The organism is Mycobacterium scrofulaceum (assembly GCF_002086735.1).
GTDB classification, from domain to species: domain Bacteria; phylum Actinomycetota; class Actinomycetes; order Mycobacteriales; family Mycobacteriaceae; genus Mycobacterium; species Mycobacterium scrofulaceum.
The window spans coordinates 105,053-127,480 of record NZ_MVIJ01000008.1 but is presented as its reverse complement, the minus strand read 5'-3'; the positions used below and the strand labels follow the sequence as shown (position 1 = coordinate 127,480).

General features: G+C 67.6%; 17 protein-coding genes and 1 pseudogene. 3 read left to right on the top strand and 15 right to left on the bottom strand.

Annotation, left to right across the window (positions count from 1 at the left end):
• Positions 1 to 101: 101 nt before the first annotated feature.
• The 5 genes from tuf to BST44_RS07775 all read right to left on the bottom strand — a co-directional run bounded on the left by tuf (position 102) and on the right by BST44_RS07775 (position 5,311).
• On the bottom strand, positions 102 to 1,292 hold the full coding sequence (gene tuf / locus BST44_RS07795) for an elongation factor Tu (protein WP_083176313.1): 1,191 nt from the start codon (positions 1,290 to 1,292) through the stop codon (positions 102 to 104).
• A gap of 110 nt (positions 1,293 to 1,402) precedes the next feature.
• The gene (gene fusA, locus BST44_RS07790; RefSeq protein ID WP_083176311.1) at positions 1,403 to 3,508 is read right to left on the bottom strand and encodes an elongation factor G; all 2,106 of its coding nucleotides are present in this window, start codon (positions 3,506 to 3,508) and stop codon (positions 1,403 to 1,405) included.
• A gap of 68 nt (positions 3,509 to 3,576) precedes the next feature.
• Positions 3,577 to 4,047, bottom strand: coding sequence for a 30S ribosomal protein S7 (gene rpsG, locus BST44_RS07785; protein ID WP_083176309.1), 471 nt, complete (start codon positions 4,045 to 4,047; stop codon positions 3,577 to 3,579).
• Positions 4,047 to 4,421: a 30S ribosomal protein S12 gene (gene rpsL / locus BST44_RS07780; RefSeq protein WP_007167812.1), complete on the bottom strand. Its 375-nt coding sequence runs from the start codon at positions 4,419 to 4,421 to the stop codon at positions 4,047 to 4,049. The genes rpsG and rpsL overlap by 1 nt, the downstream gene beginning before the upstream one ends.
• A 245-nt stretch (positions 4,422 to 4,666) precedes the next feature.
• Positions 4,667 to 5,311, bottom strand: a complete 645-nt coding sequence (locus BST44_RS07775; protein WP_083176307.1) for a TetR/AcrR family transcriptional regulator — start codon at positions 5,309 to 5,311, stop codon at positions 4,667 to 4,669.
• A 136-nt stretch (positions 5,312 to 5,447) separates the two neighbouring features.
• Between BST44_RS07775 and BST44_RS07770 the strand changes: the two genes are divergently transcribed.
• The 3 genes from BST44_RS07770 (at position 5,448) to BST44_RS07760 (ending at position 7,151) form a co-directional block, all read left to right on the top strand.
• Entirely contained in the window at positions 5,448 to 5,816 is a 369-nt protein-coding gene (locus tag BST44_RS07770) for a DUF3060 domain-containing protein (protein ID WP_083176305.1), read from the top strand.
• Between the two features lie 56 nt (positions 5,817 to 5,872).
• Positions 5,873 to 6,361, top strand: coding sequence for a DUF3060 domain-containing protein (locus tag BST44_RS07765; protein ID WP_439330702.1), 489 nt, complete (start codon positions 5,873 to 5,875; stop codon positions 6,359 to 6,361).
• An 88-nt stretch (positions 6,362 to 6,449) separates the two neighbouring features.
• The gene (locus tag BST44_RS07760) at positions 6,450 to 7,151 is read left to right on the top strand and encodes a DUF732 domain-containing protein (protein WP_083176303.1); all 702 of its coding nucleotides are present in this window, start codon (positions 6,450 to 6,452) and stop codon (positions 7,149 to 7,151) included.
• A gap of 20 nt (positions 7,152 to 7,171) precedes the next feature.
• Here the strand turns inward: BST44_RS07760 and BST44_RS07755 are convergent, their stop codons facing one another.
• The 10 genes and pseudogenes from BST44_RS07755 to BST44_RS07710 all read right to left on the bottom strand — a co-directional run bounded on the left by BST44_RS07755 (position 7,172) and on the right by BST44_RS07710 (position 22,271).
• Positions 7,172 to 7,939, bottom strand: coding sequence for a crotonase/enoyl-CoA hydratase family protein (locus BST44_RS07755; protein WP_083176301.1), 768 nt, complete (start codon positions 7,937 to 7,939; stop codon positions 7,172 to 7,174).
• A complete protein-coding gene (locus BST44_RS07750; protein WP_083176299.1) occupies positions 7,936 to 8,655 on the bottom strand; it encodes a PaaX family transcriptional regulator C-terminal domain-containing protein in 720 nt (239 codons plus the stop codon). Before BST44_RS07750 ends, BST44_RS07755 begins: the two co-directional genes overlap by 4 nt.
• A gap of 3 nt (positions 8,656 to 8,658) precedes the next feature.
• On the bottom strand, positions 8,659 to 9,597 hold the full coding sequence (locus tag BST44_RS07745; RefSeq protein ID WP_083176297.1) for a crotonase/enoyl-CoA hydratase family protein: 939 nt from the start codon (positions 9,595 to 9,597) through the stop codon (positions 8,659 to 8,661).
• The gene (locus BST44_RS07740; protein WP_083176295.1) at positions 9,594 to 11,222 is read right to left on the bottom strand and encodes an acyl-CoA dehydrogenase family protein; all 1,629 of its coding nucleotides are present in this window, start codon (positions 11,220 to 11,222) and stop codon (positions 9,594 to 9,596) included. Before BST44_RS07740 ends, BST44_RS07745 begins: the two co-directional genes overlap by 4 nt.
• Before the next feature lie 51 nt (positions 11,223 to 11,273).
• Entirely contained in the window at positions 11,274 to 12,104 is an 831-nt protein-coding gene (locus tag BST44_RS07735) for an extracellular catalytic domain type 1 short-chain-length polyhydroxyalkanoate depolymerase (protein ID WP_083176293.1), read from the bottom strand.
• 10 nt (positions 12,105 to 12,114) lie between these two features.
• Positions 12,115 to 12,870: a deoxyribonuclease IV gene (locus BST44_RS07730; protein ID WP_083176291.1), complete on the bottom strand. Its 756-nt coding sequence runs from the start codon at positions 12,868 to 12,870 to the stop codon at positions 12,115 to 12,117.
• A gap of 28 nt (positions 12,871 to 12,898) precedes the next feature.
• Positions 12,899 to 13,141 (bottom strand): annotated as a pseudogene (locus BST44_RS07725) (dihydrofolate reductase family protein); the annotation flags it as partial.
• A gap of 202 nt (positions 13,142 to 13,343) precedes the next feature.
• Complete coding sequence (locus BST44_RS07720; protein ID WP_083176289.1) at positions 13,344 to 17,294, bottom strand: DNA-directed RNA polymerase subunit beta'; 3,951 nt, start codon at positions 17,292 to 17,294, stop codon at positions 13,344 to 13,346.
• Positions 17,295 to 17,335: 41 nt separating this feature from the next.
• Positions 17,336 to 20,866 (bottom strand): DNA-directed RNA polymerase subunit beta, encoded by a 3,531-nt coding sequence (gene rpoB / locus BST44_RS07715; protein WP_142274395.1) that lies wholly within the window; start codon positions 20,864 to 20,866, stop codon positions 17,336 to 17,338.
• A 394-nt stretch (positions 20,867 to 21,260) separates the two neighbouring features.
• The gene (locus tag BST44_RS07710; RefSeq protein ID WP_007167801.1) at positions 21,261 to 22,271 is read right to left on the bottom strand and encodes an ABC transporter ATP-binding protein; all 1,011 of its coding nucleotides are present in this window, start codon (positions 22,269 to 22,271) and stop codon (positions 21,261 to 21,263) included.
• Between the last annotated feature and the right edge of the window lie 157 nt (positions 22,272 to 22,428).

Here is a 22,428-nt window from a genome sequence, read left to right as displayed (position 1 = left end):
TTGTCACGGAATCGTAGCGGAGACGGCCAGGGTTGGTCAGGCAAAACGCGTAAAGCCCGGATTGCCGGGAACGGCAATCCGGGCTTTACGGCCGGCTGGAACTACTTGATGATCTTGACGACCCGGCCGGCGCCGACGGTACGGCCACCCTCGCGGATCGCGAACCGCAGCCCCTCGTCCATCGCGACGGGCTGGATCAGCTTGACCGAGATGTTGGTGTTGTCACCGGGCATCACCATCTCGGTGCCCTCCGGCAGCGTCACCACACCGGTCACGTCGGTGGTGCGGAAGTAGAACTGCGGGCGGTAGTTGTTGAAGAACGGCGTGTGCCGGCCGCCCTCGTCCTTGGACAGGATGTAGACCGAGCCCTCGAAGTCGGTGTGCGGCGTGGTGGTGCCCGGCTTGGTCACGACCTGGCCGCGCTCGACGTCCTCACGCTTGATGCCACGGAGCAACAGACCGACGTTGTCGCCGGCCTGCCCCTGGTCGAGCAGCTTGCGGAACATCTCCACACCGGTGACCGTGGTCTTGGTGCTGGTCGGCTTAATGCCGACGATCTCGACTTCCTCGTTCACGTTGATCACGCCGCGCTCGACACGACCGGTGACCACCGTGCCACGACCGGTGATGGTGAACACGTCCTCCACCGGCATCAGGAACGGCTTCTCGGTCTCGCGGACCGGGTCCGGGATCGACTCGTCGACGGCCTCCATCAGCTGCTCGACCGACTCGACCCACTTGGCGTCGCCCTCGAGCGCCTTGAGCGCCGAAACCCGCACCACCGGGGCGTCCTCGTCGAACTCCTGGGCGGCCAGCAGCTCGCGGACCTCCATCTCGACCAGCTCGAGCAGTTCCTCGTCGTCGACCATGTCGGCCTTGTTCAGCGCGACCAGGATGTAGGGCACGCCGACCTGACGCGCGAGCAGCACGTGCTCGCGGGTCTGCGGCATCGGGCCGTCGGTGGCGGCGACCACCAGGATCGCGCCGTCCATCTGGGCGGCGCCGGTGATCATGTTCTTGATGTAGTCGGCGTGGCCAGGGGCGTCGACGTGGGCGTAGTGCCGCTTGTCGGTCTGGTACTCCACGTGGGAGATGTTGATCGTGATACCGCGCTGACGCTCCTCGGGCGCGTTGTCGATCTGGTCGAACGCGCGCGACTCGTTCAGGTCCGGGTACTTGTCGTGCAGAACCTTGGTGATAGCCGCGGTCAGCGTCGTCTTGCCGTGGTCAACGTGACCGATGGTCCCAATGTTGACGTGCGGCTTCGTCCGCTCGAACTTCGCCTTCGCCACTTCGTTGTCCTCCTGGACTTGTTGGTGCTCGTTAAAGCAGTGTTGGTGTTTTCAGTTGTGCCGCGCCCAAGGCTTTGCTATGACCCGGCAAGATTACTCCCAGTGCAGGTTTACTGACCCGTCGCCTTCGCGATGATCTCCTTCGACACGTTCGCCGGCACTTCGGCGTACGAGTCGAACACCATGGAGTAGTTCGCCCGGCCTTGGGTCTTGGACCTCAGGTCGCCGACGTAGCCGAACATCTCCGACAGCGGCACGTGCGCCTTGACGACGCGTGCACCGCTCCGCTCCTCCATGGCCTGGATCTGGCCACGGCGGGAGTTCAGGTCGCCGATCACATCGCCCATGTAGTCCTCGGGCGTGGTGACCTCGACGGCCATGATCGGTTCCAGGATCACCGGTTGTGCTTGCTGCGCAGCCTTTTTCAGCACCTGCGAACCGGCGATCTTGAAGGCCATCTCCGACGAGTCGACCTCGTGGAAGGCGCCGTCGAGCAGGGTGACCTTGAGGTTCACCAGCGGGTAGCCGGCCAGCACGCCGTACTGCATCGCGTCCTGCGCGCCGGCGTCCACCGACGGGATGTACTCCCGCGGGATGCGGCCACCGGTGACCTTGTTCTCGAACTCGTAGGTCGCACCGTCCTCGCCGGTGAACGGCTCGAGGTTGATGATCACCTTCGCGAACTGGCCCGAGCCACCCGTCTGCTTCTTGTGGGTGAACTCGACGTTCTGCGCGGCCCGCTTGATGGTCTCCTTATAGGCCACCTGCGGCTTGCCGACGTTGGCCTCGACCTTGAACTCGCGGCGCATGCGGTCCACCAGGATGTCCAGGTGCAGCTCGCCCATGCCGCCGATGACGGTCTGGCCGGTCTCCTGGTCCAGGTGCACCTTGAACGTCGGGTCTTCCTCGGCGAGCTTCTGGATCGACAGCGACAGCTTCTCCTGGTCGCTCTTCGTCTTCGGCTCGATGGCCACCTCGATCACCGGGTCCGGGAAGGTCATGGACTCGAGCACGACCTGGTCGTTCGGGTCGCTCAGGGTGTCACCCGTGGTGGTGTCCTTCAGGCCGATCACGGCGTAGATGTGACCCGCCGACGCGGTCTCCACCGGATTCTCCTTGTTGGAGTGCATCTGGAACAGCTTGCCCAGCCGCTCCTTCTTGCCCTTGGTGGAGTTGATGACCTGGCTGCCGGAGTCGACCTTGCCCGAGTACACCCGGACGTAGGTCAGCTTGCCGAAGAACGGGTGCGTGGCGACCTTGAACGCCAGCGCCGAGAACGGCTCGTCGGTGGACGGCTTGCGGGTGACCTCGACGTCCTCCTTGCCCGGGGCGTGGCCGACGGCCGGCGGCACGTCCAGCGGCGAGGGCAGGTAGTCGATGACGGCGTCCAGCATCGGCTGCACGCCCTTGTTCTTGAACGCGCTGCCGCACAGCACCGGGTAGGCCTCCGAGCTGATGGTCAGCTTGCGGATGGCGCCCTTGATCTCCTCGACGGTGAGCTCCTCGCCGCCCAGATACTTCTCCAGCAGCGCCTCGTCGGTCTCGGCGACGGCCTCGAGCAGCTTAGTGCGGTACTCGTCGGCCTTCTCGGCCAGGTCGGCGGGGATGTCGACGACGTCGTACTTCTCACCGAGCTTGGCCTCGGCGCTCCAGACCTTGGCCTTCATCTCGACCAGGTCGACGACGCCCTCGAAGTCACCCTCGGAGCCGACGGGCAGCTGGATCGGGATGACGTTGGCGCCGAGGCGCTCCTCCATGGTCCGTACGGAGAAGTAGAAGTCGGCGCCGATCTTGTCCATCTTGTTGACGAAGCAGATGCGCGGGACGTCGTACTTGTCGGCCTGCCGCCACACCTGCTCGGACTGCGGCTCAACACCCTCCTTGCCGTCGAAGACGGCCACGGCACCGTCGAGCACGCGCAGGCTGCGCTCCACCTCGACGGTGAAGTCGACGTGCCCGGGGGTGTCGATGATGTTGATCTGGTTGTCGTTCCAGAAGCAGGTGGTGGCGGCGGAGGTGATGGTGATCCCCCGCTCCTGCTCCTGCTCCATCCAGTCCATGGTGGCGGCGCCGTCGTGCACCTCACCGATCTTGTAGCTGATGCCGGTGTAGTAGAGGATGCGCTCGGTCGTCGTCGTCTTACCGGCGTCGATGTGCGCCATGATGCCGATGTTGCGGACCTTGGTCAGGTCGGTCAGCACGTCCTTCTGTGCCACAGAAGTCTTCCCACTCTTTCGATTGCTTGGTTGCTGTCGTTAGCCTCCGGCCTCATCGCCGGACGCTGTCACCAGCGATAGTGCGCGAAGGCGCGGTTTGCCTCGGCCATCTTGTGGGTGTCCTCACGCCGCTTGACGGAGGCCCCGAGGCCGTTGCTGGCGTCCAGGATCTCGTTGGCCAGCCGCTCGATCATGGTCTTCTCCCGGCGCTGCCGCGAGAAGCTGACAAGCCAGCGCAGCGCCAGCGTGGTGGACCGGTCCGGACGCACCTCGACCGGCACCTGGTAGGTCGCACCGCCGACGCGGCGGCTGCGCACCTCCAGCGCGGGCTTGACGTTGTCGAGAGCGCGCTTGAGCGTGATCACGGGATCGGTGCCGGTCTTGTCGCGGGCGTTTTCGAGCGCAGCATAAACAATGCGTTCGGCCAGCGATTTCTTCCCCTGCAGCAGAACTTTGTTCACCAACTGGGTGACCAGCTGCGACCCGTAGACGGGGTCGTTGACCAGCGGGCGCTTCGGCGCGGGCCCCTTGCGCGGCATCAGCTCTTCTCCTTCTTGGCGCCGTAACGGCTGCGAGCCTGCTTGCGGTTCTTGACGCCCTGGGTGTCGAGCGAACCGCGGATGATCTTGTACCGCACGCCGGGCAGGTCCTTGACCCGGCCACCGCGCACCAGCACCATCGAGTGCTCCTGCAGGTTGTGGCCCTCGCCCGGGATGTAGGCGGTGACCTCGACCTGGCTCGTCAGCTTCACGCGCGCGACCTTCCGCAGAGCCGAGTTCGGCTTCTTCGGGGTGGTGGTGTACACGCGGGTGCATACGCCACGGCGCTGCGGGCTGCCCTTCAGGGCCGCGGTCTTGACCTTGGCGATCTTGTCGCGGCGACCCTTGCGGACCAGCTGCTGAATCGTTGGCATCGAGGAGGCTTTCTGTGTTCGTGTTGGGCGTCGGTCGGCGGTTCTCAAGTCTTCGTAGTGCAATTATGTCCGGCCGCACTACCCCGCGGCCGGGTGTGTCGCACGCGGCGCGCACCGGAGAAACTCCGATGCACCGTGGACATGTGAATTTGCCCGGCATCCACTTCCTTACGGTTAGGCGCCGTAAGCCGCCAGGCACGAGCCTCCACAATACCCGCCGCCGGTCTCGCAGGTCAAAGCGGCGGCTAACCGATGGCGCCGTTGTGGGCGACGCGCCGCTCCAGACCCGCCGCCAGCCGCAACACCATGTCGGAGAACAACGCGTCGGTGTCGATGTCGTCCATCACACCGGTCATCTCCAGCAGCACGAAGCCGTGCAACGCCGACCAGAACTCCAGCGCGGCATGGAACGCCTCGTCGCCGTCGAGCCCGTAGGACGACAGCACCGAGATCACCGGCGCCGCTGCGCCCCGGGTGGCCGCCGTGTACTCGGGGTCGTCGCCGCCCAGCGGCATCCGGGTGAACGCCGAGTACCGCCCGGGGTGGTGATGGGCGTAGCTGCGGTAGGCGCCCGCCATGACCAGCACCGCGTCGTCGCGGGCGCGGCCCTCGCCGACCCGGTTCAGCATCGTGATGATGTCGTCGATGACGCGGATCCGCACCGCGCGGCGCAGGTCCTCCAGGCTGTCCACGTGGTTGTACAGCGACGGGCCCTTGGTGCCCAGCTGCGTCGCGAGCGCATTGATGGTCAGCGCGTCCCAGCCCTCCCGGTCCAGGAAGGTGAGCGCACCGTCGATGATGCCTTCGCGGCTCAGCTTGGCCGGGCGCGAGCCCGTTCTCCCCGCGCGCTGGCGCCCGCCCGCCGACGGCGGTTCCGGGTGAGCTGCCATGGCGGGCCCTTCGCTTGTGATGATGGGGGTGCTTAACTAATGACTCTAGTTGACGCCGGCCGCGAAACTATTTCAGCCATGGCTGGATGGACGTAATCTCATTCGAGCAGATTCACCCGTACCGAGGGGGCCCGCAGTGAACTGGACAACCGTCGCCGGGTCGCTGGCAACCTGTGTCATCACCGTCGCCGCCACCCCCGTGCCCGCCGCGCACGCGAAGAACGGCGACACCCACGTCATCGGGGAGGGCATCGAGCAGACCCTGGACTGCAACGACGCCACACTGCTGGTCAACGGCACCCGCAACAACGTGACGGCGTTGGGCAACTGCTACGCGGTGACCGTGATGGGCTCGTCCAACACCGTCGTCGCCGACTCCGTCTCGCACGACATCACCGTGTACGGCTACGACCAGACGGTCTTCTATCACAACGGCGCGCCGTTCCTGTGGGACCGCGGCCGCGAGCTCGGGATGACCAACCGGCTCCAACAGGTACCCGGCTGAGCACACATCGCCGTCCGAACCGAAGATGCCATCAAATCGAGGGGAATCGAGGAACATTGTCCGCCCACATCTTTGACCGCCCCTCGGGGCTGACCGCCCTGGCCGTGGCGCCGGCCGTCGCAGCGGTATTGCTGGCCGGCTGCAGTTCGACGGCCAACCCGCCCACGAGTTCCACCACGACGACCAAGAGCAGCGCGACGACGACCACGAGCGCCGGGGCGGCCCCGACGACGGGGTCGAGCGGGGCGAGCACCACCGCGTCGGTCGAGATCGGCAACACGGTCAACTACGGGTCGATGGGCACCACCACGACGCTCGACTGCGCCAGCGGAAAGTCGCTGAACGTGGGCGGTTCGGACAACACCCTGACGGTCACCGGCGACTGCGCGACCGTGACCGTCGGCGGTACGAACAACAAGATCACCATCGACAAGGTCGACACCCGCATCAGCGTGGTGGGGCTCAACAACACCATCACCTACAAGGACGGTGAGCCCAAGGTGGACAACCTCGGCTCGGGCAACACCATCACCAAGGGCGGCTGACCGATAGTCGTTCGCCGCACCGGTTTTCGCCGAGATGCTGCGGGGGTGGCCGGGGCATATGATTCTGGCAGCAGAACGGAATCCAGCCATGCTCACCAGTACCACCCACCGCGCCGGCGCGCTGGTCGCGGTCATCGTGGTACTGACCGGCGTGGTCATGCTGCCCCACGGCGCGGCGGCGGCCGACCCCAGCCCGGATGACCAATTCGTCGCACTGCTCGACCAAAAGGGAATCCCGGCACTCGAAAACGTGCCGAGCCTCATTGCCACGGCCCACCGAATTTGTCGCCAACTCGACGGCGGAATGCCGGTGGACGCCGTGGTCGACGACATGAGGGAACGGGCGTTCAATGCCAACGGCACCGGTGGCCAATACCCGCCCGACCGCGTCATGCGCACCATCGCGCGATTCATTTCCGCCGCGGTCGAGGCCTACTGTCCGAACGATCAACCGAAGATCGCTGGTCTGCAGACCATGGCGAATCCCCTGCCGGGCCCTGACGACCCGAATCTTCGGGGGCCGCGATCGGCGTTGCACGTAATCCCCGCCGGGGAAACCGGACAGCCGGACCCGCCGCAACTTCCGCCGCCGCCGGCGCCGACCGCCCAAATCTTGACGCCACCGCTGCCGGTCGCCCCACCGCCGCCACGGCAACAACCGCCGCCACCGGCGCAGGGGCCGCAACCGCAGCCGCCCTCCTCCCCCGAACCGGGGGGCCCTCCCGGCGCGGGCGGCGGCGCTCCGGAGTCACCCCCGATGCCGCCCGGCAGGGTGCGGCTCGCACCGTAAGACGCCGGATCCTTTGTCGGTCAGCCGGCCGGCGCGCCGTGCCGGCCGGCGCCCGCGGCGAACCGCCCGGCCCCCTCGTTCGCCTCGGCGGCGACGCGGGAGATGCTGGCGAACTCGAAGTCGATGGCGTCGGATTCCGTTGCCCCCCACTGGTGCAGCGCGGAGAGGCGGTCGGATCGCAGGCACTGCTGCGGCAGCGCGGCGAGTTGGGCCGCCAGCTCCTCGGCCGCCTGCCGCGCCTGGCCCTTGGGCACGACGCGGTTGGCCAGCCCCATCGCGAGCGCCTCGTCGGCTTTGACCCCGCGGCCGGTCAAGATCATGTCCATCGCGCGGCTCTGCCCGATCAGCCGCGGCAGCCGCACGGTGCCGCCGTCGATCAGCGGCACCCCCCACCGGCGGCAGAACACTCCGAACACGGCGTCCTCCTCGGCTACCCGCAGGTCGCACCAGACGGCCAGCTCCAGGCCCCCCGCGACGGCGTAGCCGCTCACCGCCGCGATCACCGGTTTGGACAACACCATGCGGGTCGGTCCCATGGGTCCCGGGCCCGTCCGGTGCACCGCGTTGGCGTCAGGCGTGCCGAAGGCCTTCAGATCGGCTCCGGCGCAGAAGGTTCCACCGTCGCCCCACAATACGGCGACCGACGCGGTGTCGTCGCGGTCGAATTCGTCGAATGCGGCGAAGAGCGCCGCGGCGGTGGGGCCGTTGACCGCGTTGCGCGCCGCCGGCCGGTTCAGGATCACCGTCGTCACCGGGCCGTTGCGCTCGATACGCACCGGATCGCTCATTTTGCCTCCGCGAATAGTGGTTCCCGCCGCCCGAGCAGCTCGGCGGCGAAGTCGTGGTAGGCGGCGCGCAGCCCGATGCCGGGCCAGTCGGCCGGCAGCAGCTCGTCGGGCAGCACCGGGTCGGTCAGCAGGTGTCGCACCGTCGCCGCCGCCACCACGAAGCGGCCGGGAATGTCGCGCGCGGCGGCCATCTCGTCGAGCAACCGGTGACCCGTCCGCGCCCAGCCGGGCAGGTCCCACAGCTGGGCGGCCAGTCCGGCGGGGTCACCGTCGCGAGCCCGCAAGACCCGCACCCGGGCGTCGATGTCGGGGTCCAGGTCGAGTTCCAGGTTGTCCGGCCGCATCCAGACACCTTCCCGCAGTTCGCCGAAGCGCTTGTCGTGCATGGCGGTTCGCAGCGCGGCCCGGGTCCGGGCGTCACTGCCCACGCTGGTCACGATCAGCGTGACCCACTCCCCGCCCCAGGCGCGGACGCGTGGGTCGATGGCGTCGTCCTGTCGCCGCTGCCGGACCAGCAGGCGGTCCGAGAGCCGGTAGCCGTCGGCGGAGCGGATCAGGTCGCCCGCGCCGACCATGCGGGTCAGCGCCACCCGCAGCGTCGTCTCCTTGATGCCGAAATCGGAAGTGAGCCGGACCAATTCACTCGCGCTGGCGCACGCCGGGTGGGCCCCCAGCAGGACGCTGAGCACCACCGACCGGGCCGTCATGGTGGGCATGGTTTACACCTGGGACGCGCGGCGGCCGTAGTCGCCGAACGGCTCGTCGCGGTGCCGCACCGCGTCGCGGAAGCCGTGCGCGGTGGCGTCGGCGACGAAGGCGTGGCCTTCCGGGGTGTGCCGGGCGACGCCGTCGAACACGGTGCTGATCATCCGGCTGGTGGCCACCCCCTGTTGCAGCAGAGCGGAATTCAGCGCGAGCTTGACCATGATCAGCTGGTTGACGGGCACCGCGGCGATCCGTTGCACGAGCCGCTCGGTGCGCTCGTCGAGGTCTTTGGCGTCGGGCGCCTCGACCGCCAGGCCCCATTCGGCGGCCTGCGCGCCGGTGATGCAGTCACCGGTGAAGAGCAGGCGCTTGGCCCGCTGGTCGCCGAGCCGGTGCGCCCACAACCCCGCCGCCGGGACCCCCCATACCCGGGTGGGCGGGTAGCCGATCTTGGCGTCGGCGGCGGCGATCACCTGGTCGGCGTGCAGCGCGATGTCGGTGCCGCCGGCCACACAGTAGCCGTGGATCTTGACCACCGTCGGCTTGTCGGCGTGCATCAGGCTGGAGAACCCGCGCACGAACCGGCTCATCATCTGGTAATCGATCATCGAGTCCCACGGCTGGTCGGGTAAGTGGTTGACCGCCTGGGTCTTTCCGCTGAGCACGGTTCCCGCATACGCGCCGGTGCCGCCCGCCGAGCCGGTGCCGTCGGCGTAGGCGCTCAGGTCGAAACCCGCGCAGAAACCCTCGCCGCGGCCGGACACCAGGATGACGTGAACTTCGGGGTCGAGGTCGGCCCGTTCCACCAGCGCGGAGAGCTCCAGCGGGGTGTCGGCGACGATCGCGTTGCCCTTCTCGGGCCGGTTGAAGGTGATCCGGGCAACCCGGTCGGTGACCTCATAGGTCATCGTCTTGAGGTTGTCGAAGTCGACCGGCCTGATCGCGTGAGTCATCCCTTTACCAGTGCCCGCTCGAGGATCGGCGCCAGGTCCAGCCCGGCGGGCATGGTCCCGTATGCGCCACCCCACTGGCCGTCGAGGCGGGTGGTCAGGAAGGCCTCGGCGACGGCGGGGTGACCGTGACGCACCAGCAGCGCGCCCTGCAGCGCCAGGCAGATGTCCTCGGCGACCTTGCGGGCCCGGTGCGTGATGGTGTCCAGGTCGGTCAGGTCTGACCGCAGCCGCTCGACGTGGCCACCCAGCCGCGGGTCGGCGCCCGCGCTTTCGGCAAGTTCGGCGAACAGCACCTCGACGCATTCGGGTCGGGTGGCCATGGCGCGCAACGTGTCCAGCGCGCTGACGTTGCCCGAGCCCTCCCAGATGCCCATCAGCGGCGCCTCACGGAACAGCCGCGGCATGCCCGAGTCCTCGACGTAGCCGTTGCCGCCCAGGCATTCCAGCGCCTCGGCGGCGTGCGGGGTGGCGCGCTTGCACACCCAGTATTTGCTGGCCGCCAAACCGATGCGGCGCAGCAGCGCCTCGCGGTCGTCGCCGCTCAGCGCCTTGTCGGTGGCGCCGGCCATCCGCATCGCGACGATGGTGGCTGCCTCGGCCTCCACGGCCAGGTCGGCGAGCACGTTGCGCATCAGCGGCTGGTCGATCAGGTAGGCGCCGAACGCCTTTCGGTGCTGGGCGTGGTGGATGGCGCGGGTCAGGCCGGTGCGCATGCTGGTGGCGCTGCCCAGGGTGCAGTCCAGCCGGGTGAGGTTGACCATCTCGATGATGGTCGGGACGCCGCGGCCCTCCTCCCCCACCAACCACGCGGTGGCGCCGTCGTATTCGACCTCGCTGGACGCATTGGCGTGGTTGCCGAGCTTGTCCTTGAGCCGCTGCAGGAACATCCGGTTGCGGGTGCCGTCGGGCAGCACCCGGGGCAGCAGGAAGCAGGACAGCCCGCCGGGGGCCTGGGCGAGGACCAGGAAGATGTCGCACATCGGCGCCGAGGTGAACCACTTGTGACCGGTCACGCTGTAGCTGCCGTCGCCGTTCGGGGTCGCCTGCGTGCTGCCGGCGCGCACGTCGGACCCGCCCTGCTTCTCGGTCATCGACATGCCGGCGGTGATGCCGCGCTTGGTGGCGGCGAGCTTGAGCTCGGGGTCGTATTCGCGGCTGGTCAGCAGCGGCTCGTAGATCGCCGCGAGGTCGGCGTTGAAGCGCAGCGCGGGGACGACGGCGTAGGTCATCGAGATCGGGCAGGTGTGGCCGGGCTCGACGTTCCAGACCGACATCTTGGCGGCCCGCACCACGTGCGCGCCCGGGCGGTCGTCGGCCCACGGCGCGGCATGGATGCCGTGGGCGATCGCCGTGCGCATCAGCTCGTGGTAGGCCGGGTCGTATTCGACCTCGTCGACGCGGTGGCCGTAGCGGTCGTGGGTGTGCAGGATGGGCCGGTTGCGGTCGGCGAGCTCACCCCAGCGCTGTGCCTCGCGGCCGGCGGCGATCGCGCCCACCTCGTTCACCTCCTCGAGGCCCCATTCCCCGCCCTCGCGGATCAGCGCCTCGACGAGCACCGCGGAAGTCGCGGGGTTGTAGTTTTCCAGCGGGGGAACCTGGTTGGTGACGACATGCGTATCCGACATGCCCCTCATGTTACAGTTTTCCGACAGTCGCACAAGAGGTGTAATAGGCCGCTAGCGCGGATGCGCGCCGAAGAACTCCCACAGGGTGCGGGCGGCGAATGGGGGCCACTCGTGGCCACCCCCCTCGATGGTGACGAGCGTGACGGCGCGGTTGCCGGCACATCCGGCCGTCGACGTGGTGACCGGGCCGTTCGTCGTGGTGGCCGGGGCCGCGCAGTGATCGATGTTGCGCCAGAACGCGTTCACGTCCGGCACCGACGGACCGTTGATCACACTGAACCCCTGCCCGCCGCCGTAGGGCACCAGCCGGTCCGCCGTGCCGTGGATGTGCATGATCGACAGCGGGCGCGGGTTGCGACATCGGTTCAGCTGCGTGCCGGCGACCGGACCGATCGCGGCGAAGATGTCGGTGTTGCATGCCAGCGTGTAGGACATGATGGCGCCGTTGCTCATGCCGGTGACGAAGACCCGGGCGGGATCGGTGCCCACGTTCCTGGCGATGTCGGCGACGGCCGCGACGATGAAGGCGACGTCGTCGACGCCCTCGCGCCCCGGGCGGCCGCAGCAGGTTTCGCCGTCGACGTTCCACGCCCGGTCCAGGCCGTCGGGGTAGGCGACGACGAAACCGCCCGAGTCGGCCAATCGGTCCCAGCCGTAATCCCTTTCGACTTGCCTCGCGCTCCCGGAATAGCCGTGCAGCACGACCACAAGCGGGGCCGAAGCGGCCGCCCCCGCGGGCTCGTAGAGCCGGTAGCTGCGGTCGTGTCCGCCCACGCTGAGGTGGTGCAGGCTGGGGCCCCTGACGAAGCCCGACGGCGGCGGCGGCGAACAGCCCGCGATCAAAAGGACCACCCCGAGAAGGGTTGCGAGCCGACCGAGCACGGGCCGCAGCTCAGCCGTTGGTTTTCTCCCGCAGGAACGCGATGTCGTCCTTGCGGCCCTCGTCGGCGGTTTCACAGATGACCGGTGCATCGGCGGCCTTGACGACGGCGGCCAGCAGCTCCGGATCGATCCGGCCGGTGCCGAAGTTGGCGTGCCGGTCGGCGCCCGAGCCCGCCGCGTCCCGCGAGTCGTTGCAGTGCACCAGGTCGATGCGGCCCGTCAGCGCCCTGATCCGGTCGACCGCGTCGACCAGCTCCTCGCCCGCCGCCCACGCGTGGCAGGTGTCCAGGCAGAAGCCAATGCCCTTGTCGCCGATGCGATCCCACAGCCGGCCGATGGTGTCGAAATGGCGGGCCATCGCGTGGTCGCCGCCCGCGGTGTTCTCCAGATACACCGGAACGTCGGTGTTGAGGTAGTCCAGCGCCTTGACCCAGCGCTCGAAGCCGGCCTCCATGTCGTTGTCGTCGGCGTGGCCGCCGTGCACGATCACCGCCGTCGCGTTGATCTGCGCCGCCGCGTCGCAGGTGTCCTGCAGGATCTTGCGCGACGGGATGCGGATGCGGTTGTTCGCCGACGCGACGTTGATGAGGTACGGCGCGTGGACGTAGAGGGGCACCGCCGACGCCTTGAGCGCCTCGGCGTCCTCGCGCGGCTTCGGCTTCTTCCAGCTCTGCGGGTTGCCGAGGAAGAACTGCACCACGTCGGCGCCGTCCGCCTCGGCGGCGGCCAGCGGATCGTCGTTGTCGACGTGTGAACCGATGAGCACGGTGGTCAGTGTAGTTGGGGTGCGGCCGTCATCGCCGCCAGAACAAGTGGTGGATGACCCCACCGGCGCTGGGTACGACCTCGTGGTGGAACCGGTCCTCGAGCTCTTCGGGCGACTCCCAGAGGCGCGATCCGGCACCGATCTCGACCTCCGCGACCGCAACGTGAAGAGCGTCGACGAGGCCCGCGTCGAGAAATTGGCGCACGGTGCTCGCGCCGCCGCCGAGCCGGACGTCCTTGCCGCCGGCGGCCAGCTTCGCCTGATCAGCCACGCAATCCTCCTGAGGTCTTGGACAGTCGAAAGGTCGACCCTGGCCGCTGGCCGAACCCATCGGCGTTGGCGGCTTCTGCTGACGAGCAGACACAAAATCGCACTGGCGCAGCCGCATTCATGCGATTTTCTGTCTGCTCGCGATGAAGAAAAGAGCCCCCGCACTGGGCGGGGGCTCTTTTCTCGTCGAACTGGCGCTCGGACTACCGGTAGTCGCTGTAGCCGTAGTCGTCCAGCGGCACCGCGGCGCCGGTGGCCTGGCCGAAGTCCGGGCTGTAGTACTGATCCTCGTAGGACGGGATCGTGTACGCGGCGGCCCGGGCCTCCTCGGTCGGCTGCACCTGGATGTTGCGGTACCGGTTGATGCCGGTCCCGGCCGGGATCAGCTTTCCGATGATCACGTTCTCCTTCAGACCGTTGAGCTTGTCGCTGCGGCAGTTGATCGCCGCATCGGTCAGCACGCGCGTGGTCTCCTGGAACGACGCCGCGGACAGCCACGAGTCCGTGGCCAGCGAAGCCTTCGTGATACCCATCAGCACGGGACGGCCGGCGGCGGGCTCGCCGCCCTCGGCCACCACCCGACGGTTCTCCGCCTCGAACTCCGCGCGGTCGATCAGCGAGCCGGGCAGGAACTCGGTGGCGCCCGAGTCGATGATGGTGACGCGGCGCAGCATCTGGCGAACGATCACCTCGATGTGCTTGTCGTGGATCGACACACCCTGGGCGCGGTAGACCTCCTGGACCTCGCGGACCAGGTGGATCTGCACCTCGCGGGGGCCCTGCACGCGCAGCACCTCGTGCGGGTCGGCCGAGCCTTCCATCAGCTGCTGGCCCACCTCGACGTGGTCGCCGTCGGACAGCACCCGCTCGGAACCGTCCTCGTGCTTGAACACGCGCAGTCGCTGCCGCTTGGAGAGCTTGTCGTAGACGACCTCCTCGCTCCCGTCGTCGGGAACGATGGTGATCTTGTAGAAGCGCTCACCGTCCTCGAGTTGGACCCGCCCGGTGACGTCGGCGATCGGCGCCTTACCGCGCGGGACGCGGGCCTCGAACAGCTCCTGGACCCGGGGCAGACCGCCGGTGATGTCCTCACCGACACCACCCTGGTGGAAGGTACGCATGGTCAGCTGCGTGCCCGGCTCACCGATGGACTGGGCCGCGACGATACCGACGGCCTCGCCGATGTCGACCAGCTTGCCGGTCGCCATGGACCGCCCGTAGCACGTCGCGCACACGCCGGTGCCCGTGGTGCACGTCAGCACCGAGCGCACCTTGACCTGCGTGATGCCCGCCGCCAGCAGGGCGTCGATCTCCGGGTCGCCCAGGTCCTCGCCGCGGGCGACGACGACGTTGCCCGCCTCGTCGACCGCGTCGGTGCCCAAAGTCCGCGCGTACGCCGAGGTTTCGATGTACGGGTCGCGGATCAGCGTGCCGTCGGGCTGGCGCTCGGCCAGTTCGACGACGATGCCGCGCTCGGTCTCGCAGTCGTGCTCGCGGACGATGACGTCCTGGCTCACGTCCACCAGACGACGGGTCAGGTAACCCGAGTCGGCGGTGCGCAACGCGGTGTCCGCCAAGCCCTTTCGGGCGCCGTGGGTGTTGATGAAGTACTCCAGCACGGTCAGGCCCTCGCGGAACGACGACTTGACCGGACGCGGGATGAACTCACCCTTCGGGTTGGTCACCAGGCCCTTCATGCCGGCCAGCGTTCGGGTCTGGGTGAAGTTACCCGTGGCGCCCGAGTCCACGATCGTGATGATCGGGTTGTCGCTCGGGTAGTGCTCGCGGAGCGCCTGGCCGACCTCGTCGGTGGCCTCCTTCCAGATCTCCACCAGCGCCTCGTTGCGCTCGTCGTGGTTCAAAGCGCCGCGCTGGAACTGCTTTTCGACCTTCTCGGCCCGCTCCTCGTAGTGGTCGAGGATCTCCTTCTTGCGCGGCGGAACCAGCACGTCGGCCATCGAGACCGTGACGCCGCTGCGGGTCGCCCAGTAGAAGCCGGCGTCCTTGAGCTTGTCGACGGTCTGCGCAACCACGATCATCGGGTAGCGCTCGGCCAGGTCGTTGATGATGGCGGCCTGCACCTTCTTGTGCATCTGCTTGTTCACGAACGGGTAGCCCATCGGCAACAGCTCGTTGAACAGCACCCGGCCCAGCGTGGTCTCGGCCATCCAGGCGTCGCCCGGCTGCCAGCCGTTGGCGCCGAACAGCTCGGCCTCGATCTCGGCCGGCGGACGCAGCTGGGTCAGCCGCACTTTGATCTTGGCGCGCACCGACAGCAGCCCGCGGTCCGACGCCATGATCGCCTCGGCCGGCGAGGAGTACACCCCCGCCTCCGGCTGGTCCTTGGCGGCCGGCGTGAACTCGCCCTTATCGCCGTCGACCTCGGTGGTCAGGAAGTACAGCCCGGTCACCATGTCCAGACGCGGCATGGCCAGCGGGCGCCCGGACGCGGGCGACAGGATGTTGTTACTCGACAGCATCAGGATGCGCGCCTCGGCCTGCGCCTCCGCGCTCAGCGGCAGGTGCACCGCCATCTGGTCACCGTCGAAGTCGGCGTTGAACGCCTCACACACCAGCGGGTGCAGCTGAATGGCCTTGCCCTCCACCAGCATCGGCTCGAAGGCCTGGATGCCCAGCCGGTGCAGGGTGGGTGCGCGGTTCAGCAGCACCGGGTGCTCGGCGATGACCTCTTCCAGGACGTCCCACACCTGGGGACGCTGCCGCTCCACCATGCGCTTGGCGCTCTTGATGTTCTGCGCGTGGTTGAGGTCGACGAGCCGCTTCATCACGAACGGCTTGAACAGCTCCAGCGCCATCAGCTTGGGCAGGCCGCACTGGTGCAGCTTGAGCTGCGGGCCGACCACGATCACCGAACGGCCCGAGTAGTCGACGCGCTTACCGAGCAGGTTCTGGCGGAACCGGCCCTGCTTGCCCTTCAACAGATCCGACAGCGACTTGAGCGGACGGTTGCCCGGCCCGGTGACCGGACGGCCGCGGCGGCCGTTGTCGAACAGCGCGTCGACGGACTCCTGCAGCATCCGCTTCTCGTTGTTGACGATGATCTCGGGCGCGCCGAGGTCGATCAGCCTCTTGAGCCGGTTGTTGCGGTTGATGACGCGGCGGTACAGGTCGTTGAGGTCGCTGGTGGCGAACCGGCCACCGTCGAGCTGCACCATCGGGCGTAGCTCCGGCGGGATCACCGGGACGGCGTCGAGCACCATGCCCATCGGGGAGTTGCCCGACTGCTGGAAGGCGGCCACCACCTTGAGCCGCTTGAGGGCGCGAAGCTTCTTCTGCCCCTTCCCGTTCCGGATGACGTCACGCAGCGAGTCGGCCTCGGCGTCGATGTCGAAGTTCTCGATCAGCTTCTGGATCGACTCCGCGCCCATGGCGCCGGTGAAGTATTCGCCGTAGCGGTCGACGAGCTCGCGGTAGAGGTTCTCGTCGACGATCAGCTGCTTGGGGGCCAGCTTGGTGAAGGTGTTCCAGATGTCCTCCAGCCGGTCCAGCTCGCGCTGGGCGCGGTCCCGGAGCTGGCGCATCTCGCGCTCGCCGCCGTCCCGAACCTTCCGCCTTGCGTCCGCTTTCGCACCCTCGGCCTCCAGCTCGGCCAGGTCGGCCTCCAGCTTCTGGGCGCGGGCCTCCAGGTCGGCGTCGCGCTGGTCCTCAACGGCCTTGCGCTCCACCATCATTTCGGCCTCGAGCGTGGACAGCTCGTTGTGCCGCATCTCGTCGTCGACCGACGTGATCACGTACGCCGCGAAGTAGATGATCTTCTCGAGATCCTTCGGGGCGAGGTCGAGCAGGTAGCCCAGGCGCGAGGGCACGCCCTTGAAATACCAGATGTGCGTGACGGGCGCGGCCAGTTCGATGTGGCCCATCCGCTCGCGGCGCACCTTGGCGCGGGTCACCTCGACGCCGCAGCGCTCGCAGATGATGCCCTTGAAGCGGACGCGCTTGTACTTGCCGCAGTAGCACTCCCAGTCGCGAGTCGGTCCGAAGATCTTCTCGCAGAACAGGCCGTCCTTCTCGGGCTTGAGCGTGCGGTAGTTGATCGTCTCCGGCTTCTTGACCTCGCCGTAAGACCATTGCCTGATGTCTTCCGCGGTGGCCAGGCCGATACGGAGTTCATCGAAGAAGTTGACGTCGAGCACGTAACTCCCTTTCCCCTTGCGGGTTTAGTAACTAAAAGTGATTAAGCCAGGTCCTCAACGGACGCGGATTCGTTGCGGGACAGGTTGATTCCCAAGTTGGCCGCGGCCCGCTCGAGGTCCTCGTCCTCGCCTTCGCGCAATTCGATCGCCGCGCCGTCCGACGAGAGCACCTCCACGTTCAGGCACAGCGACTGCAGCTCCTTGAGCAGCACCTTGAACGACTCGGGGATGCCCGGCTCCGGGATGTTCTCGCCCTTGACGATCGCCTCGTACACCTTGACCCGGCCGACGGTGTCGTCGGACTTGATGGTCAACAACTCCTGCAGCGTGTACGCGGCGCCGTAGGCCTGCATGGCCCAGCACTCCATCTCGCCGAACCGCTGGCCACCGAACTGCGCCTTACCGCCCAGCGGCTGCTGGGTGATCATCGAGTACGGGCCGGTGGAGCGGGCGTGGATCTTGTCGTCCACCAGGTGGTGCAGCTTCATGATGTACATGTAGCCAACGGTCACCGGGTACGGGAACGGCTCACCGCTGCGGCCGTCGAACAGCACCGCCTTGCCGTCGCCGTCGACCATCACCTCGTTGTCCCGGTTGGGCAGCGTGCAGGACAGCAGGCCCTGCAGCTCCGCCTCCCGGGCGCCGTCGAACACCGGCGTCGAGACGATGGCGTTCGGCTGCGCGTGCAGCAGATCCTCGGGCAGGTTGGCCGCCCAGGGCGGCACGCCCTCCGCAACATTGATGTTCCAGCCGGACTTGGCCACCCACCCGAGGTGGGTCTCCAGGATCTGGCCGATGTTCATCCGTCGCGGCACACCGTGGGTGTTGAGGATGATGTCCACCGGGGTGCCGTCCGGCAGGAACGGCATGTCCTCGACGGGCAGGATCTTGCCGATCACGCCCTTGTTGCCGTGCCGGCCGGCGAGCTTGTCGCCGTCGGAGATCTTCCGCTTCTGCGCCACGTACACGCGCACCAGCTCGTTGACGCCGGCGGGCAGCTCGTCGTCGTCCTCGCGGGAGAACACCCGGATGCCGATGACTTTGCCGGACTCGCCGTGCGGCACCTTCAGCGAGGTGTCGCGGACCTCGCGGGCCTTCTCGCCGAAGATCGCCCGCAGCAGCCGCTCCTCCGGGGTCAGCTCGGTCTCACCCTTCGGGGTGACCTTGCCGACCAGGATGTCGCCGTCGCGCACCTCGGCGCCGATGCGGACGATGCCGCGCTCGTCGAGGTCCGCCAGCACCTCGTCGGAGACGTTCGGGATGTCCCGGGTGATCTCCTCGGCGCCCAGCTTGGTGTCGCGGGCGTCGATCTCGTGCTCCTCGATGTGAATCGAGGTGAGCACGTCCTCTTCGACCAGGCGGTTGGAGAGGATGATCGCGTCCTCGTAGTTGTGGCCCTCCCACGGCATGATCGCGACGAGCAGGTTCTTGCCCAGCGCCATCTCGCCGTTCTCGGTGCAGGGACCGTCGGCGACGACCTGGCCGGCCTCGACCCGGTCGCCCGCGTCCACGATCGGCGACTGGTTGGCGCACGTGCCGTGGTTGGAGCGCTCGAACTTGCGCATCCGATAGGTCTGCCGGGTGCCGTCGTCGGCCATCACGGTGATGTAGTCGGCGGAGACCTCCTCGATCACCCCGGCCTTGTCCGCGACGACGACGTCACCGGCGTCGATCGCGGCGCGCAACTCCATGCCGGTGCCCACCAGCGGCGCCTCGCTGCGCACCAGCGGAACCGCCTGGCGCTGCATGTTGGCGCCCATCAGGGCACGGTTGGCGTCGTCGTGCTCGAGGAACGGGATCATGGCGGTGGCCACCGACACCATCTGGCGCGGCGACACGTCCATGTAGTCCACCTCGGACGACGGCACGTACTCGACCTCGCCCGCCTTCCGGCGGACCAGGACGCGCGACTCCTCGAACCGGCCGCTCGCGTCGATCGGCGAGTTGGCCTGCGCCACGACGTGACGGTCCTCCTCGTCGGCGGTCAGGTAGTGGATCTCGTCGGTGACCACACCGTCGACCACCTTGCGGTACGGCGTCTCGATGAAGCCGAACGGGTTGACCCGCGCGTACACCGACAGCGAGCCGATCAGACCGATGTTGGGACCCTCCGGGGTCTCGATCGGGCACATCCGGCCGTAGTGCGACGGGTGCACGTCCCGGACCTCCAGCCCGGCCCGCTCGCGGGACAGACCACCCGGGCCCAGCGCCGACAGGCGGCGCTTGTGGGTCAGGCCCGACAGCGGGTTGTTCTGGTCCATGAACTGCGAGAGCTGGCTGGTGCCGAAGAACTCCTTGATCGCGGCCACGACCGGCCGGATGTTGATCAGGGTCTGCGGCGTGATCGCCTCGACGTCCTGCGTGGTCATCCGCTCGCGGACGACCCGCTCCATGCGGGACATGCCGACCCGGATCTGGTTCTGGATCAGCTCCCCGACGGTGCGCAGCCGGCGGTTGCCGAAGTGGTCGATGTCGTCGGTCTCCACCGGCACCTCGATGCCGCCGGGGACAGTCATGACGGCGGGCTGGCCATCCGTACGGGCGTGGTGCAGCCGGACCAGGTATTCGATGGTCGCGACGACGTCTTCCTCGGTCAGCGTGGACGACGTGATCGGCTCGCCGGCGTGCAGACCCAGCTTCTTGTTGACCTTGTAGCGGCCGACGCGGGCCAGGTCGTAGCGCTTCTCCTTGAAGAACAGGTTCTCCAGCAGGGTCTGCGCGGACTCCTTGGTCGGCGGCTCGCCCGGGCGCAGCTTGCGGTAGATGTCCAGCAGCGCCTCGTCGGTGCCGGCGGTGTTGTCCTTCTCCAGCGTGCCCATCATGATCTCGGAGAAGCCGAACCGCTCGTGGATCTGCTCGTTGGTCCAGCCCAGCGCCTTGAGCAGCACGGTGACCGGCTGGCGGCGCTTGCGGTCGATGCGCACGCCGACGGTGTCGCGCTTGTCGACGTCGAACTCCAGCCACGCACCGCGGCTGGGGATCACCTTGACGCTGTGCAGCAGCTTCTCGGTGGACTTGTCGATGGTCTCGTCGAAGTAGACGCCCGGCGAGCGCACCAGCTGGCTGACGACGACGCGCTCGGTCCCGTTGATGATGAAGGTGCCCTTCTCGGTCATCATCGGGAAGTCACCCATGAACACCGTCTGGCTCTTGATCTCGCCGGTGTTGTTGTTGATGAACTCGGCCGTGACGAACAGCGGGGCCGCGTACGTCATGTCCTTGTCTTTGCACTCGTCGACCGGCGCCTTGACCTCGTCGAAACGCGGGTCGGAGAACGACAGCGACATCGAGCCGGAGAAGTCTTCGATCGGCGAGAGCTCGTCGAGCACCTCTTCGAGGCCACCCACCGGCTTGACGTCGCCGCGGGCGGCCGCGGCCGCACGCCAGCGCGGCGAGCCGATCAACCACTCGAAGGAGTCGATCTGCACGTCGAGCAGACCGGGAACCTCGAGCGGTTCGCGGAGCTTGGCGAAGGAAACTCGGTTGGGGGCTCCGGGGACGGAGCCGTTTGAGGAACTTCCGTTTGAGGAACTCTGTGGGCGATCCGTTTTGCTCTGGCGAGAATCAGCCAAGATGCATCCTTCCAGCACCTCGTGCGACTCACGAAAACCGGTACCACCGGTCTGTTCGCCGCGAATTGTGTCGGTTAGGCCGGCGAACGATCTGTCCGAGTCTCACGCGCACAACTAAAGAACTAAGCCACTAGAGGGGGCTCAGGCTTAGACCACGGTGTCAAGTGGTGGGTGAGGTGGGCAGGAGGTAGCCAGCGCAACGTCCAACAATAGCGCAGGGCGGCGCATTCCTCAACTGTCCAGCACAGGCCATCCAGGGACATCGGCGCTGGCTGGCATCTCGACTTTCCGCTGGATACATGCTGCCCAACAGACTGGCCCGTTTACGCCCCGTCGTCAAGGGGGCGGGCCGCCGAGTTACACGAAGTTATCGCGAATCCTCGGGGCGGGCCTGCTAGTCGCCGACCTCGTGCGCCCGGTACTTGTGCGTGCCCTCCATGTCGTCGATGATCGCCGCCTGCGCCTTCTGCGGCAGGGTGTGCAGGATCTCGCGCACCCGCGCCTGGCGGCGGGCGACCGCCTTGCGCTCGGGCATCCCCGGCGACGCGACGATCTGCGGGGGCACCCCCTCGATCTCCTCGACGCCGCCGGCGTGCTGCCCGGCCTCGAGGGCGGCCTGCTCCTCGGCCATGGTCGACTCGTCCTTCTCCTCGGACATGCCGATCGGCCCGATCCGGCGGCCGTTGAGGAACTGCCGCACGACCGGCTCGTCGCTGGTCAGCAGCACCTCCCGCGGCCCGAACATGACCAGCTTGCGCCGGAAGAGCATGCCCATGTTGTCCGGCACGGTGCGGGCGATGTTGATGTTGTGCGTCACGATCAGCACGGTGGCGTCGATCTGGGCGTTGATGTCGAGGATCAGCTGGCTCAGGTAGGCGGTACGAACCGGGTCCAGACCCGAGTCGGGCTCGTCGCAGAGGATGATCTGTGGGTCCATCACCAGGGCGCGGGCCAGGCTGGCGCGCTTGCGCATACCGCCGGAGATCTCGCCGGGGAACTTCTTCTCGTCGCCACCGAGACCCACCATGGTCAGCTTCTCCATGACGATGTCACGGATCTCGCCTTCCTTCTTCTTGGTGTGTTCGCGCAGCGGGAAGGCCGCGTTGTCGAACAGGTTCATCGAACCGAACAGCGCGCCGTCCTGGAACATCACGCCGAACAGCGTGCGGATCTCGTAGAGCTCCTTGGCCGAGCACTGCAGGATGTCGGTGCCGTCGATGACGACCGAGCCGCGCTCCGGCCGCAGCAGACCGATCAGGGACTTCAGGAACACCGATTTGCCGGTACCCGAGGGCCCCAGCAGGACGCTGACCTCGCCCGCGGGGATCTCCAGGGTCACGTCTTCCCAAATCCTCGACGACCCGAAGGACTTCGTGAGGCCGTTCACCTCAATCGCGACACCCATGGGAGATCCTTCCGTCGACGCTTATGCCCGCCACCTGCCCTTTTATGTGGCATGAGTCACTGTAGCGCACGCTTGCTACGCGGCATCAGGGTTGCGCGGCACAGCCGACAAATATTGGCTGAGCTGAGATCTCGCCACGGCCGGTGGCGGGCAAGCT